Raw genomic sequence first — 16,135 nt, forward strand, 5'->3', positions numbered from 1 at the left:
GGGGCGGGCGCGGCCAGGATGCTCGGCATGGGATGTCCTCGGAATCGGGTGCGTATCGTCGGGCGGCGGCGACGTGCAACGGCGCAGATTGTTTTATGTCACTGTAGAACGTCGTGGCTGGAAACGGAAACCAGTTGGCCGGTGCACCCCGCCGACGCGTTCTGCCGCTTCGGCTTACCATGCGCATCCTGAGCCAATGACGCATACCGGAAGGGAGCGCAGATGACCGACACGAAAGCCATCACCGAACACTGGACACAGGTCGCCGACCAATGGATCGGCTGGGCCGGCAAGCCGGGGCACGACGCGTTCTGGAAATACCGAGCGGGGCTCGCCGCCTATATCGGCCGCGACACCGGCCGCGCGCTGGAAATCGGCTGCGGCGAAGGCCGCGTGAGCCGCGAGCTGAAGGCGCTCGGCTACGACGTGACCGCGACCGACGTGGTGCCCGCGATGCTCGACGCCGCGCGTCACGCGGATTCCGCGCATCGCTACAAGCTGGCTGACGCGGCGTTGCTGCCGTTCGACGCGGCCAGCTTCGATCTCGTGATGGCTTACAACGTGCTGATGGACCTCGACGACATGCAGCGCGCGTTGAACGAAGCGCGCCGCGTGCTGAAGCCGGGCGGGACGCTGTTCATCTCGCTCGTGCATCCGTTCCGCGATCGCGGCGGCTTCGCGGGGCCGCAACCCGATGCGCCGTTCGTGCTCAAGGGCAGCTATTTCGGGCGCGAGCATTTCGACGGCGTGGAAACGCGCGACGGGATGTCGATGCACTTCGCGGGTTGGTCGCTGCCGCTGCAGGCGTACATGGAAGCACTGGAAGCGGCCGGGTTCGCGATCGTATCGCTGCGCGAGCCGCCGCCCGATCATGCCGATACGGAGCAACTGAAACAGTGGGCGCGCGTGCCGCTGTTTCTCTGGATCAAGGCTCGGCCACTGCTTTGAGCGCATGCGAATGAGCAGCGACGCGGATGTTTCGCGCGGTTTTCAATTCGGATGGTTTTCCGACTTATCGGGCGGCCCTCTGCTAAACGAGCGGTAGCCAATACCGTGCTTCGGCACCTCGACATCTTATTCGCGCGGAGTATCTGTAACGCTGATCTTGCGTTATACAACCTGCTGTTCGTCGCTGGTCTCGATCGAAACCGACAAGAACTGCTTGCCGCGCGTTGGTGCGCCCGCGGGTTCCAGTCGCAAGAGAAAATCGAAATATCGTTCCGGAAGCTTTCCAAGTTGTTCCTGGATCGCTGCCAGCTTGATGAGGCACTGGGCGTCCCAGTTCATTCCGACAACAAGCTCGCTCGTCACACCGTTCCACTCGCTAAGTAGAATAGAGGCCGCACGAGCATGCTCCTCGGCGAAGCGTTCGATGCGTTGTTCGATGTAACGCGCATCGTCACGCATCAACGTACCCGAGATGCACAATGAAACGGTATGCGCTACGGAGTCGTGTTTCACGTACACGGTGGCGATACCGCTCAGGTGCCGGGATACCCGATCGAGTTGTTCATCGTTCAAGTCGTCTTGGACGGGCAGTGCGCCCGAGAGGCTGTACGGTGCGGGCTCTTCCATTGCAAACCTCCAGAGGTTGGGGGAAACCAGTGTCCCGATTGGGTCGAAAATCTCAGCTTTTAGATAGGCTAGGCGGGTCATCCGCGCGGAGCTGCCACTACCTGAGTGTTTTGACGATCAGAATTTGGTGGCGTAGGCGTGTGATGCCGGACGTATTCTTTCACCGGATCCTGCAACCGTTCGACGTGTCGTTCCGGCGCGAGGGGCATGAGGGATTGTTCGCCGAATCGTATGCGACTGAATACGGCGGCGGTTCGAGCCCACTTCTGGGAGAATTCTTTCAGATCACCTTCGATTGAGGTGACCTCTTGATCGGTAAGAGCACCGCGAACGCGGATCATGACTGAATGCGTGACGGCGTCAGTGACGCAGTACACGGTCGCGGAAGCGGGCAAGCTTTGCGCGAACTGCTGCGCGTGATTGCGTCGGAAGCTACCGACAACGGAGAGTGCGCCGCAGATTTCGTACGTGGATGGCATGAGTCCTCCGATACATCGAGATCGTGTGTAGGCAAGAGCAGGAGCTTCTCAGGGCTCTTGTCCATCCCGGGACACAACTGAGTACATGCTAACGATAGTCAACAAATGAGTTCATGTCAACAGAAAATCCACATATGAGTAATTTTCCGCTTCGCTTGAAGCAGGAGCGTCGACGCTTGCAAATGAACCAAGCCGAATTCGGCGAGGCAGGAGGTGTTCGGAAACAGGCTCAGTCCAACTATGAGCAAGGCTTGAGGATTCCGGATGCAAGCTATCTGACCCGACTTGCTGAGATTGGTGTCGATGTTCAGTATCTACTGACCGGCCGCGCGTCTAACCCCGTCACTTTGGCGCTAACCGGCGACGAAGAGTTGCTCCTCGCGGGCTTCCGAGAATTGAAGCTGCGAGAAAAACGCGGGGTGCTGGCGCTGGTGGCTGCGATCAACGGCACGCCAATGGAACAACCGGGGCCGGGAAGGGCGCCGGATGAGACCGAAGACGTTTGATTTCGTTGGACGTGCGGGGAGTGTATGGCCGAGATTTGAGGCTGCAGAGCAGCGGAATAGCCAGTCCCGAGAGTTAATCCGGCCCCATTATGAGCGACGAAAACTGACATATCGAAATGGTGTCCCTGGGGATACAAAGATCGAGTGAAAGGACGAATTCGTATCCCGTGGGCTACCGCGGGTTGGGACGGCACATGTCCCCCGACGGTCTGGCGCGCGTGGCGGGCCGTCACTGCGTCGAATGAGCGGAGGGATAAATACCCGACTAACTGTACTCAGCGCGGCAGCGTCTTTCTGTAAACAATTCCGCCCGTTTTCTCCGCGACCGTGTCGTAGAGCCGCTGCGCCGTGAAATTCGTCTCGTGCGTCTGCCAGTACACGCGTTCGGCGCGATGCGCACGCGCGGCGTCGTACACGGCTTCGATCAGCGCGCGGCCGATGCCCTTGCCGCGCTCGCTGTCGAGCGTAAACAGGTCCTGCAGGTAGCAGGTCGGCCCGATATGCGTCGTGCTGCGGTGGTACAGGAAATGCATGAGCCCGACGAGCCGGCCGGCGCGCTCGGCGACAAGCGCATGCACCGGTTCGTAACCGTCGAAGAAGCGCGACCACGTGAGTTGCGTGACCCGCAGCGGCAGGGCCGTGTCGTCGAAGCGGCCGTAGAAGCGGTTGTAGCCGTCCCACAGCGGCAGCCACTGGTCGTAGTCGTTTTCGGTGACCGCGCGTACGGTCAGTCCGGTGTCTTTGGCGTTCATGTTGGCGGACCTGTCGAGGAGAGGAGGGCGCGCCGCCGTTCCGGCCGGCGCGTCGCAGGTCTCCACGATAGGAAGTTCGCGGCCCCATGGGTAGGCCCATGATGACGGCATTTCATGGCGCCACGATCTGCGTAATTCTCACGATGTCGGCTGTCCTTCAGAACCTGCCGTGATCACGTCGGTTGCGCTTGGGGCTAATGAGTTCAGCCACCGCGCATCCCCGAGCAGTGGGCTTTCTTCCGTGCGATACCGCCGCCATGCCGCCCCGAACGCCCCCGCGCCACACCTTTCACTCTGTTAGACTTTTTCGCCCATCGCCGCCATCCGGGCTGCGCCGTGCCCGGGTCATTTGCCATGAACGAAACCCGTGCGTCGCATCCGCTCACCGAGGTCCTGCGGGCCTATTGGCAGGCCGATCGCCTGACGTTGCTGACGGTCGTGGCAGTCGTCATCCTGTCGAGCGCGAGCGCGGTTGCCGCGCCCTACCTGTTCTCGCGCCTGATCGATGCGCTGTCGCACCGCGGCGTGCTCCACGCGCTGATCGCGGGCTTCGTGGTTTATGCGATGCTGCTGGGCCTGTCCAGCACGCTGCAACGCGCGGTTCAGTACCTGGCATTCATGAGCGCGCAGAATCTGGGATTCATCACGAGCACGCGCTTTTTCGAGCGCATCCTGAAGAAGACCACGGCGTTCTTCGTCGAGCACAATCCCGCCGAAATCCAGAGCGCGAACGAGCGTGGCAGCAGGGCGCTGTCAGTGCTCGTGCAGTTGGGGCTGATGGACCTGATTCCCGGCACGTTGCAGATCGTGCTGACGCTCGTCACGCTCGGCGCACTGATCAACGTCGAGGTCGTGGCCATCACCGCCGCCTACGGTGCGGTCGCGGTGACGATCGCGATCGTCACCGCGCGGCGTTCGCGCGCGTTCCTCGATCGCGCGATCGAGGCCGGGCAGGAGAATGCCCGTTTCGTCGGCGGCGCGATCAATGCGATGGAGACGCTTCGGCACTTCGGCAGCCATCGCTGGATGAGCGAACGTTTCTCGGAGAAAGCGCGTGTCGTGCGCGACAACTGGCGCGCGTATGTGCTGCAGCACGTCGTCTATCTCGCGCTGCTGGGTCTCGGTCTTGCGATCCAGTTCTCGGTGACGTTCTGGCTGCTGCTGCCGCGCCATGAGGCGGGGGCGCTGTCGATCGGCGACATCGTGCTGTTCAACACGTTGCTGCTGCAGCTGAACCAGCCGTTCGACATGATCGCGCGCGCCGTCGACGAGTGCGCACGCTCCGGCTCGGCGCTCGTGCCGTTCGTGGCGCTGTGGACGGCGCCCGAGGAGCGGCAGGTGTCGCACGCGGCGGTGTTCGTGCCGCAGGACGGGCGCATCGTGTTCGAGCGCGTCGCCTATGCGTACGACAACGGTCGCGGCGTGACCGACGTCGACTTCGTCGCCGAACGGGGGGCGATCACGTTCCTCGTCGGCGAAACCGGCGCGGGGAAATCCACCGTCTTCAAGCTCGCGCTGAAGTCGATCGAGCCGACCGGCGGGCGCATTCTCGTCGACGGCGTCGATCTCGCGGAGATCGATCGCGCCGACTGGTACGGCGCGGTGGCCGTCGTGCCGCAGGATGTCGTGCTGCTGAACGAGAGCCTGGAAGACAACATCCTGCTCGGCCGGCCGCGCGACGCACAGCGTCTGCAGGAAGCGGCCGCGAGGGCGACGATCCTGACGTTCATCGAGAGCCTGCCGGACGGCTTCCGCACGACGGTCGGCGAGCGCGGGCTGAAGCTGTCCGGCGGCGAGCGCCAGCGCATCGCGATCGCCCGTGCGTTGTACGGCGAGCCAACCGTGCTGTTCCTCGACGAAGCGAGTTCCGCGCTCGACGAAGCCACCGAGCGCGACATCATGGAACACGTTCGGCTGCTGGCCCGCGACGTCACGGTCGTGGCAATCACGCATCGGCGCTCGGTCATCGGGCCGGCCGACAAGGTCGTGCGGCTCGGCGACGCGCGTGTGCCTGCGTAGCGCCGCACAGCCGTGCGCGCCGGCCGTCACCCTCACCCGCGCAGCGGCGGATTGAGTTGCGCGAACGCCTGCTGGCGGCGATACGGGAAGTACGGATAAGGCGCTTGCGCTGCGCTCGCCGCATCGAGCTTCGCGACCTGCGCATCCGTCAGTGCCCAGCCGACCGCGCCGAGGTTCTGCCGCAGTTGTTCCTCGTTGCGCGCGCCGATGATCACCGACGATACCGTCGGGCGCTGCAGCAGCCAGTTCAGCGCGATCTGCGGCACGGTCTTGCCGGTTTCCTCCGCGATCGCGTCGAGCGCATCGACCACGTCGTACAGGCGCGCGTCGTCGACCGGCGGCCCGAAGCTGGCCGTTTCATGCAGGCGGCTGCCTTCGGGCAGCGGCGCGTTACGCCGGATCTTGCCGGTGAGCCGGCCCCAGCCGAGCGGGCTCCAGACGAGTGCGCCGAGCCCCTGATCGGCGCCGAGCGGCATCAGGTCCCACTCGTAGTCGCGGCCGACGAGCGAGTAGTAGACCTGGTTCGCCACGTAACGCGACCAGCCGTGCCGATCGGCCACCGCCAGCGACTTCATGATCTGCCACCCCGCGAAGTTCGACACGCCGATGTAGCGCAGCTTGCCCGCACGCACGAGATCGTCGAGCGTCGACATCACTTCCTCGACCGGCGTGCTCGCATCGAATGCGTGGAGTTGCAGCAGGTCGATGTAGTCGGTGTCGAGGCGGCGCAGCGCGTCGTCGACGGCGCGGACCAGCCGCGCGCGCGACGTGCCCGCGTCGTTCGGGCCGCTGCCGGTCGGCAGGCCCGTCTTCGTCGAGATCAGCACCTGGTCGCGACGTCCGTTGATCGCGGCGCCGAGCACGCGCTCGGATTCGCCGTCCGAATACACGTCGGCCGTGTCGAACAGGTTCACGCCGGCTTCGAGGCAGATGTCGATCAGGCGGCGCGCTTCGTCGACACCCGTGTTGCCCCATGCGCTGAACAGCGGGCCGGTGCCGCCGAACGTGCCCGCGCCGAAGCTCAGGACGGGAACCTTGAGGCCGGAGCGGCCGAGGGTGCGGTATTCCATGGCGGGTTTCCTTTGGATGATCGACGTGTCGACGTGTCGACGTGTCGATGGGCGGCCGCGTGGCCAAGTGTTGCCACACTGTATCGCTTGCGGATATTTCGGATAATTGGGCAGACTTCGAAAATATCGTTCGGAAGGAGCGAATAATGCTGCTCGACAATCTCGCGCTGTTCCTGCGCATCGTGGAGAAGGGCGGACTGGCCGCGGCGGGCCGCGAGTTCGGGCTGTCGCCGGCCACCGTGTCCGAGCGGCTGACCGCGCTCGAGCGCCACTACGGCGCGGCGCTGCTCACGCGCACCACACGCGCGATCAGCCTGACCGACGAAGGCCGCACGCTCGTCGACGGCGCGCGGCGCCTGCTGGCCGAGGCCGATGAGCTCGAAAGCCGCGTGCGGCTCGGCGTGCGGACACTGTCGGGCCCCGTGCGCCTGAGCGCCCCGGCCGATCTCGGACGCGAGCGCGTGGTGCCCGTCGTCGACGCGTTCCTCGCCGAGCATCCGGGCGTTACGGTCGATCTGCATCTGGGTGACGGCTACGTGGATGTCGTCGGGCAGGGGCTCGATTTCGCGATCCGTCGCGGGGTGCTCGCCGACAGCTCGCTGCGCAGCCGTTCGCTCGGCCGCGCGCGGCGCGTGGTGTGCGCGTCGCCCGCGTATCTCGCGGCGCATGGCACGCCGCGGCATCCGGACGATCTCGCCGCGCACGACTGCATCGTGATGCGCTTCGGGCCGAACCTGTATGCCGAATGGCCGTTCAGCATCGATGGCGAACCCCGGCGCGTGACGGTGCGCGGCCGGCGGGTGGCCAATGATGGCGCCCTCGTGCGCGCGTGGTGCGTCGCGGGGTACGGCGTCGCGCTGAAGTCGCTGGTCGACGTCGAACAGGATCTGGCGTCCGGTGCGCTCGTGGAAGTCCTGCGCGCGTTCTCGCCGGGCGACGTCGATTTGCAGATCGTCTATCCGGGCAACGCGGTGCAGCCGCGGCGCGTGCGGGCGCTGATCGACAGGTTGGCGGAGGTGCTTGCGGCGTGAGCGCGCCGCGACGGACGCAATTCAATGCAGATTCCGCAGTCGTATCGCAGAATGCGACACAGCGCCTGAGATCCGAATGAGTTTTTTCATTCGGAGTGAATTCTTATTCTTATCAAGAAGTAAATCGACCTCAAGATTCCCCCTTGCTTGGGTTGTCGGTGGACTCTGAAGCGTTTCGTTTTCTGCTTAGTCAGATTGAAAGTCAACATTTTCGGACGTGGAGCTATCCATCAGTCTGCTTTGGAAACTCGACCCGATATGTCCGGGCACGCGTCAATCAGACGAGGCCGAAATTCGAAATTTGTGGTTCTCATTCAACATCTTGGCAATATTTGACAGTCATTCTTCGGCGTTTCAGTAAGCTCGCGGTCAATAACCAAACGAATGGGCGCAGGCCGCGTCGATAAGGATGAACAAGAATACGCATCGCCTGGTGTATTCCAGGCTTCGGGGTATGGTGGTGGCCGTTGCAGAAACGGCGACCGCCGAGGGGAAATCGGCGACGGGCGAAGCACGTGCACGGCGGCGATCGTCGACGTCCGGTGCCCGCGTCGTTGTGGCAGGTGTCGCTGCGCTCGGCATGCTGCCTACCCTGTCCGATGCGCAGATCGTGCCGACGCCGGGTACCAGCACGCACGTGATTCAGACGCCGAACGGCTTGCCGCAAGTCAACGTGGCCGCGCCGTCGGGCGCCGGCGTCTCGGTCAACACCTACAACCAGTTCGACGTCTCGCGCGCCGGCGCGATCCTGAACAACTCGGCCACGATGGTCCAGACCCAGCAGGCGGGCTGGATCAACGGCAACCCGAATTTCAGTGCAGGTCAGGCCGCACGGATCATTGTCAACCAGGTCAACAGCCCGAATCCCTCCCAAATTCGGGGCGCTTTGGAGATCGCCGGCTCCCGTGCGGAGCTCGTCCTCGCGAATCCGTCGGGCATTTATCTTGATGGCGCGTCCTTCATCAACACCAGTCGCGCAACCCTCACAACGGGCGTGCCGTACTACGGCGCCGATGGCTCGCTCGCTGGCTACAACGTCAACCGCGGGCTCGTGACGGTTGCCGGTGCAGGCCTGAATGCCGCCAATATCGACCAGGTGGACCTCATCGCCCGCGCGGTGCAGGTAAACGCGGCGGTCTACGCGAAGAATCTGAATGTGATCGCCGGCGCGGCTCAGGTCAACCACGACACGCTCGCCGCGACACCTATTGCCGGCGACGGCCCGGCTCCGTCGGTTGCAATCGACGTGAGTCAGCTGGGTGGCATGTACAGCAACCGGATCTTCCTCGCATCGAACGAGAACGGCGTCGGGGTGGGCAACGCTGGCACGATCGCTGCGCAGGCGGGCGACCTGACGCTGCAGTCGAACGGCCGGCTCGTGTTGACGGGCAAGACCACAGCGAGCGGCAACCTCGCGCTGTCGGCTGTCGGCGGCATCCAGAACAGCGGCACGACCTACGCGCAGCAATCGGCGTCGATCAATACGGCTGCCGATGTGACGAACACCGGGACACTCGCCGCGCAACAGAATACGACCGTGAACGCGGGCAGCGTCAATTCGACCGGTACGCTCGGCGCGGGCGTGAACAACGATGGCTCCGTCGGCCGGGGCGGCGATCTGAACGTGACGGCGTCGGGCCAACTCAGCGCGACCGGTCAGAACGTCGCGGGCGGCAATGCGTCGCTGACCGGCGGCAACGTGAATCTCGCCGGCGGCCAGACCGCAGCGAACGGCAATCTGTCGCTGAACGCGACGGCCGGCGACGTGAACCTGTCGAACGCGACGACGAGCGCGCAAGGCGCCATTCAGGCGAGTGCTTCCGGTACGGTGATCAACGATCACGGCAGCCTGTCGAGTGGCGGCAGCACGACGCTTTCCGGCGGCAATCTGTCGAACCAGGGCGGCAAGGTGTCGTCGCAAGGCCCGCTGTCGGTCCACGTGACCGGTCAGGTCGCCAACCAGTCCGGCGAACTGGTATCCGAAAGCACGGCGGACGTGCGCGGTGGCGCCATCGCGAACAATCAAGGCACCATCCAGAGCGCCGGGCACGCGTCAGTCGACGGGACCACGATCGACAACACGGCCGGCCGGATCACGTCGCTCAACGGCGACGGCCTGTCGGTGACAACGAGCGGCCAGTTGACCAATGCCGCAGGGACGACTGCGAACGGTGCACAAGGCGGTGTGATCGGCGGCAACGGCGATGTTTCGGTCCGCGGCGCAAACGTTGTCAACCGCGGCGCGATCACGTCCAATACAAATCTGCGTGTTGCGGGCCAGTCGGTCGACAACGGTAGTGGCACCCTGCAGGCCGCCCAGAACGTCGTGGTCGATGCCGGCGCGCACCTGGCGAACAGCGGTGGTTCGATTGTCGGCCAGACAGCGACGCTCAGCGCAACGACGCTCGACAACAGCGCCGGCACCGTGCAGGCCGATCAGGTCTCGTTGAACGCAACCGACGTCGTGAACCACGGCGGCACCATCACGCAGACCGGCGCCGGCGCAATGGCCGTCAACGTATCGGGCACGCTCGACAATTCCAGCAGCGGCACGCTGCAGACCAACAGCACCGACCTGACGCTCGCGCCGGCTACGCTGAAGAACGACGGCGGCACCATCACGCACGCCGGCACCGGCACTCTGACGCTCGGCAATGGGACGGGCACGGTGTCGAACGTCGGCGGCTCGATCGCGAGTAACGGTCGAGTCGTCGCGCAAAACGGCACGCTGAACAACGCGTCGGGCTCGATCAGCGCGCAGAACGGATTGGCGGCAACTGTCGCCGGCACGCTGAACAATGCAAGCGGCAAGCTGTTGTCGAACACGGATCTGAGTGTCACCAGCGGTACGCTGGTGAATGACAGCGGTCAGATCGGCGCCAGCACGAACGCGACGATCCACACCGGCTCGATGACGAACCAGGGCGGCTCGATCGTCGCGCCGAACCTGTCGGTCACAGCCGACTCGACGCTCGACAACAGCGGCGGCAAGCTCGAAGCAAATCAGCTCGCGCTGACGGCCGCGAACCTCCCGAACCACGGCGGCACCATCACGCAGTACGGTTCGTCGGCGATGGGCATGAACGTCAGCGGCACGCTCGACAACTCGGCCGCCGGCGTGATCCAGACCAACAGCACGGACCTGACGCTCACGCCGGCCGAGTTGAACAACGCGGGCGGCACCATTACGCATGCCGGCGCGGGCACGCTGACGATCGCGCCGGGCAACGGAGCCAGCGCGCTGAACAATGCGGCTGGCACCATCGTGACGAAGGGACAAGCCATCGTCAACGCGGCTACCTGGAACAATGCGAGCGGTATCCTCGCGGCGCAGCGCGGCATCAACGCCGCGATCGCGGGTGACGTGAACAACGCGCAGGGTCTGCTGCGATCAGACGCATCGCTGTCGTTGAAGAACGGCGGCGCCCTGTCGAACCGAGGTGGCCACATTCAGGCCGGGCAATCGACTGCGGGCGACACCAGCACGCTCGCCATTCAATCGGCCTCGATCGACAACGCGGACGGCGCCATCGTCGACCTCGGCGCGGGCAAGATGACGGTGCAAGGCGGCAGCCAGATTGCGAACAGCCGCGCCGGCGGCGTATCGGGCATGGGTGCGATTACCGGCAACGGCGACGTGACGATTGGCGCAGCATCGATCGGCAACACGCAAGGCGGCCAGCTCAGCGGCGCATCGCTTCATGTCCAGGGCAACACCTTGGACAATAGTGGCGGCACTATCGGCAACGTCACGAATTCACACGGTGACGTGGACGTCACGACGACCGGCGCGATCACGAATACGGGCGGTCAGATCAGCTCGACTCACGACTTGTCGGTCGCGGCAGCTACGCTGCAGGGCGGCGGCACATACAGCGCGACGCATGATGCCAACGTGAACCTGCAGGGCGACTACACGGCGGCGTCCGACACGCAGTTCAACGTTGGGCACGATCTGGCCTTCACGTTGCCCGGCACCTTCACGAACAACGCGAACCTGCAGTCGGTCAACAACCTGAGCGTCAACGCGGGCAACATCGTCAACGTGGGCGCCCTGACTGCCGGCGGCCTGCTGCATACGCAATCGACCAACCTGACCAATACCGGCGCGCTCGTGGGCGCGAGCGTGTCGCTCAACGCGACGAATACGATCTCGAACCTCGGCCCGACCGCGCTGATCGGCGGATCGGACAGCAACGGCACGCTCGAAATCCTCGCGCGCGATATCGAAAACCGCGACGACACGACTGCGTCCGATTCGATGGCGACGACGGCCATCTTCGGCATGGGCAAGGTCGTGCTGGCGGGTGGGAAGGACGCAAGCGGCAACTACACGAACGCGGCACTCGTCAACAACGTGTCGGCCTTGATCCAGTCGGGCGGCGACATGGAACTGCACGCTGACAAGGTGACGAGCACGCGCCGCGCGATGAAGACGTCTACCAGCCAGATCGATCCGGCATCGCTCGCGCAGTTCGGCATTCCGATCAGCGGTCGCACGGGCCAGATCGGCGTGAAGGATCCGGACAGCATCGGCGGCGTCTACACCGAGCCGCCTCATGGCGGTCAATGGAACAGCACGTATCAGTTCACGACCTACTACGCGGACAGCGCGACGGCGACGACCGTGACGGACATCAGCCCGGCTGCGCAGATTGTGTCGGGCGGCAGGATCGATGCGTCGTCGGTCGGCACGCTGCAAAACTACTGGAGCAACATCGCGGCGGTCGGCGATATCAAGATGCCGTCCCACTACGACGCCGACGGCTGGGCGGCGTCCGGCCAGAAGCTGCCGGGCGTGTCGGTTTCCTACTCGGGCCAGTATCACTACAACAACTACGACAACTCGGAACACGACTGGCAGTTGCCGTTCGGCAACGCGCCGTTCGTGACCGGTCGCCCGGGCGGTTACACTCAGGCGGCGCCGGCGTCGATCAAGGACTACACGCTGCCGGGTTACTTTTCGACGTTGAGTTCGAACGGCACGATTTCGGGCACGGGTGTCAGCGTCAACAACACGGCGGGCAATGCATCCATTCCGTCGCTTGGCTTGCTGCCGGGGCAGTCGGTACCGGGCCTTACCCCGACCAACCTGAGCGGTAACGCGAGCGGTGCGAAATCGGGTGCGTCGGCCGTGCACGGCGGTCCGCCAGCGCCGGTCGATCCGATCATCGCCAGCGCGACGGCGCTGAACGTCCTGAACAACCTCACTATTCCGCAAGGCGGCTTGTTCAAGCCGACGACAGCGCCGAATGCGAGCTACGTGATCGAAACGAATCCGGCGTTCACGAACCAGAAGAATTTCATTTCCAGCGACTACTTCTTCGGTCAGCTCGGCGTCGACCTCACGCATATCCCGAAGCGGCTCGGCGACGGCTTCTACGAGCAGCAGCTCGTGCGCAACGAAGTCACGGCGCTGACCGGCAAGGCCGTGCTCGGGCCGTACGCGGACCTGCAGACCATGTATCAATCGTTGATGGCGGCCGGCGCGGATCTGTCGAAGTCGCTCGATCTACCGATCGGCGCAAGCCTGTCGGCAGATCAGGTGTCGAAGCTGACCAGTAACGTGGTCATGATGGAAACGCGGGTGGTCGACGGTCAGTCGGTGCTCGTGCCGGTCGTCTATCTCGCGAAGGCCAGCCAGCAGAATATCGACGGCCCGTTGATCAGTGCGACGAACATCGATTTCCAGAATGCGCAGTCGTTCACGAACAGCGGAACGATCAAGGCGGACAACACGCTTGCGATCCAGGGCAAGCAGATCGACAACGCATTCGGTGCGCTGCAAAGCGGCGGGCTGATGTCGCTGAAGACCGAGAACAACATCGACCTGACGTCGGCGAATGTGAAAGCCGGCAGTCTGCAGCTCGACGCCGGGAACGACCTGATTCTCGATACGGCGACGAAGACGAACACACGGGTGAGCCGCGACGGCGCGACGAGCGTGGTGACCACGCTTGGGCCGACCGCGAAACTGGACGTAGCGGGCAATGCGTCTATCGTCACCGGCGGCAACTTCCAGCAGAACGCGGGCAACCTGTCGGTCGGCGGCAATCTCGGGATGAACGTCGGTGGCAACTGGGATCTCGGTGCGGTGCAGACCGGCGAGCACAAGATCGTGCAGCGGGCGAACGGTGTGTCGAATACCGACATCAACAAGGTCACCGGCAGCTCGGTGACGGTTGGTGGGCAATCAAGCATAGGCGTCGGCGGAGACCTGACGGCCAAGGGGGCGCAGATCGACCTCGGCCAGGGTGGGACCATCGCCGCCAAGGGCAACGTGACGCTCGGCGCGGCGAGTGCGACGTCGACCGTGAACAGCAACAGTTCGGGCAGCGACAGTCACGGCAGCTATGCGGAGACGCTGCACACGTCCGATCAGGCACTGACCGGCACGATGCTCAAGGGCGGCGACACGGTCAATATCGTGTCGGGCAAGGATATAACGCTCTCCGGTAGCTCGCTCAGCCTCGACAAGGGCAACGCAAACCTGCTTGCGGCCGGCGATGTGAATGTCGGCGCGGCGACCGAGACACATGAACTCAACTCGCACGAAACGCACAGCCACAGCAATGTCGTAAGCGGCGTGAAGGTTGCGAGCGGGATCGACCAGACGATGACGCTCAATCGCGGCAGTCTGGTATCGGCAGACGGCGTGAACATTGTCAGCGGAAAGGACGTCTATGTTGGGGGCAGCACCATCGTCGGAACGAACGATGTGACGCTCACTGCCGCACGCAACGTGACGGTGACGACGTCGCTGGATACCTTGCAGTCGTCGAGCTACTACGACAAGAAGGAGTCGGGGCTGATGTCGGGCGGTGGCCTGTCCGTGTCGATCGGCAGCAGTTCGTTGAAGACGACCAGCCAGACGAGCGAGGTGTCGAACAACAGCAGCACGATCGGTTCGCTGAAGGGCAACGTCAGCATCACCGCTGGAAACGACCTGCACGTGACGGGTAGCGACCTGATCGCAGCGAAGAATCTCAGCGGGACTGGTGCAAACGTGACGATCGACGCCGCGCAGGACACGAACCACCGCGGCGAGACGCAGGAAGTGTCGAAGAGCGGCCTGACGTTGGCGCTGAAGGCGCCGGTCATCGATGCGGTGTCGAATGCGGTGGGTCAATCGCGTGCATCCAGTAATAGCCAGGATGGCCGTGCAGCAGCGCTGCATGGGATGGCCGCGGCGAGTGCGGCGTGGGATGCGAACTTAGCCGCAGGCGATCTGGTTAGATCTCTCGGGGCTGGCGAGACGCCTCAGTTCAAGGTCGAGGTCAGCGTCGGCAGCAGCCATAGCAGGAGCGCGTTTTCCGAAGACAGCGTGACGAATCGCGGATCGAACGTGAATGCGGGCGGAACGGTGGCATTTGCGGCAACGGGGAACGGGCAGCCGGGTAGCGGCAATGTGACTATCGCCGGCTCGAACGTGAACGCAAACGACGTGATCCTGGCGGCAAAAAATCAGGTCAATATCGTCAATACGACGGACACCGACTCGACGCGCAGCACGAACGAGTCGAAGAGCGCGAGCGTGGGCGTGTCGTTTGGCACGGGAGGCTTTGGGATTTCGGCGGCGATGTCGAAGGCCAACGGCGACGGCAACAGCGATCTGGCCACGCAGAACAACAGTCACGTGAACGCGGCAAACGGTGTGACGATCATTTCGGGCGGCGATACGAACATCATCGGGTCGAACGTGAAGGGCAACCAGGTGAACGCCGATGTGGGCGGGAACCTGAACATCGCGAGTGTGCAGGATACGATGTCGAGCGCGGCGCATCAGTCGAGTTCCGGCGGCGGCTTCAGCATCAGTCAGGGTGGCGCCAGCGCGAGCTTCAGCCAGAGCAAGGGCAATGCGTCGGGCAGTTATGCGGGCGTCAATGAGCAAGCCGGGATCCAAGCGGGTGAAGGCGGCTTCAATATCAACGTCACCGGCAACACCGACCTGAAAGGCGCACTGATTGCGAGCAGCGCAGATGCGTCGAAGAATTCGCTAACGACGGGTTCTCTCTCCTTCTCGGACATCCAGAATCAGTCGCATTACGATGCGAGCTCGAGCGGCTTCAGCGCGGGCGCGACGACCGGCGACGGCGGGATGAACTACAGCACGCACGGCAGCACGTCGGGCAAGAATGCCGGTGGTGCCGCGCCGATGCTCGGCCAGAACGACAGCGGCAGTGACAGTGCGACGACGAAGAGCGGCGTCAGCGTGGGGGCGGTTACGATCACGGATTCGGCGAATCAGAAGCAGGATGTGGCGAGCCTGAACCGCGATACGACGAATACGAACGGCACGGTTGCCAAGCTTCCCGACATGCAGAACCTGCTGGCCAACCAGTCGGACATGATGGCTGCAGCCAGCGCGGCTGGCGAAGCCGTGTCGCGCCGGATTGGGGACTATGCTGACGAGATGAAACGGCAAGCCCAGAAGAATGGCGACCAGGCAGGCGTTGACGCCTGGAAGGAAGGCGGAGCGAACCGCGCACTGATGCAAGGTGCCGGCGCGGCGTTGGTGACGGGGTTGGCGGGTGGCAACGCGGTAGGTGGCGCCGCTGGTGCGGCGATTGCGTCGATTGCGTCAGGCAAGCTGAACGAGTTGAGCAGTGCGATAGCGGGCAGCGATCCGACCGGGAACGCCAACATGAATCAGGCGCTGGGCAATATCGTGGCGAATGCGCTTGCGACGGGGGCGGGGGCCGC

9 protein-coding genes are annotated in these 16,135 nt (G+C 64.0%); 5 read left to right on the plus strand and 4 right to left on the minus strand.

From position 1 onward, the window contains the following. Window positions 1–222 precede the first annotated feature (222 nt). Window positions 223–948: a class I SAM-dependent methyltransferase gene (locus FFS49_RS40850; protein WP_105817597.1), complete on the plus strand. Its 726-nt coding sequence runs from the start codon at window positions 223–225 to the stop codon at window positions 946–948. A 162-nt stretch (window positions 949–1,110) separates the two neighbouring features. On the opposite strand, the gene FFS49_RS40855 is transcribed toward FFS49_RS40850, so the two are convergent. Both FFS49_RS40855 and FFS49_RS40860 read right to left on the minus strand, forming a co-directional pair. Further along, window positions 1,111–1,575, minus strand: coding sequence for a hypothetical protein (locus FFS49_RS40855; RefSeq protein WP_105817596.1), 465 nt, complete (start codon window positions 1,573–1,575; stop codon window positions 1,111–1,113). 77 nt (window positions 1,576–1,652) lie between these two features. Beyond that, window positions 1,653–2,054 carry a hypothetical protein gene (locus tag FFS49_RS40860; RefSeq protein ID WP_105817595.1) on the minus strand — a complete coding sequence of 134 codons (402 nt, stop codon included), beginning with the start codon at window positions 2,052–2,054 and terminating at the stop codon, window positions 1,653–1,655. A gap of 134 nt (window positions 2,055–2,188) precedes the next feature. On the opposite strand from FFS49_RS40860, the gene FFS49_RS40865 reads away from it, so the two are divergent. Beyond that, window positions 2,189–2,560, plus strand: a complete 372-nt coding sequence (locus tag FFS49_RS40865) for a helix-turn-helix transcriptional regulator (protein ID WP_105817594.1) — start codon at window positions 2,189–2,191, stop codon at window positions 2,558–2,560. 275 nt (window positions 2,561–2,835) lie between these two features. Here the strand turns inward: FFS49_RS40865 and FFS49_RS40870 are convergent, their stop codons facing one another. Next, complete coding sequence (locus FFS49_RS40870) at window positions 2,836–3,312, minus strand: GNAT family N-acetyltransferase (RefSeq protein WP_105817593.1); 477 nt, start codon at window positions 3,310–3,312, stop codon at window positions 2,836–2,838. A gap of 354 nt (window positions 3,313–3,666) precedes the next feature. Here FFS49_RS40870 and FFS49_RS40875 point away from each other — a divergent pair, with 354 nt between their 5' ends. Then, the gene (locus tag FFS49_RS40875; RefSeq protein ID WP_105817592.1) at window positions 3,667–5,331 is read left to right on the plus strand and encodes an ABC transporter ATP-binding protein; all 1,665 of its coding nucleotides are present in this window, start codon (window positions 3,667–3,669) and stop codon (window positions 5,329–5,331) included. 32 nt (window positions 5,332–5,363) lie between these two features. Here FFS49_RS40875 and FFS49_RS40880 read toward each other — a convergent pair whose 3' ends face one another. Next, the gene (locus FFS49_RS40880; RefSeq protein ID WP_105817591.1) at window positions 5,364–6,401 is read right to left on the minus strand and encodes an aldo/keto reductase; all 1,038 of its coding nucleotides are present in this window, start codon (window positions 6,399–6,401) and stop codon (window positions 5,364–5,366) included. Window positions 6,402–6,547: 146 nt separating this feature from the next. On the opposite strand from FFS49_RS40880, the gene FFS49_RS40885 reads away from it, so the two are divergent. Next, complete coding sequence (locus tag FFS49_RS40885; RefSeq protein ID WP_105817590.1) at window positions 6,548–7,432, plus strand: LysR family transcriptional regulator; 885 nt, start codon at window positions 6,548–6,550, stop codon at window positions 7,430–7,432. Between the two features lie 409 nt (window positions 7,433–7,841). Then, the coding region (locus tag FFS49_RS40890; protein ID WP_137951072.1) for a hemagglutinin repeat-containing protein at window positions 7,842–16,135 on the plus strand (8,294 nt) is incomplete at its 3' end.

It is taken from the genome of Burkholderia sp. 4NA327C6 (assembly GCF_005502655.1).
Lineage (GTDB): Bacteria > Pseudomonadota > Gammaproteobacteria > Burkholderiales > Burkholderiaceae > Burkholderia > Burkholderia contaminans.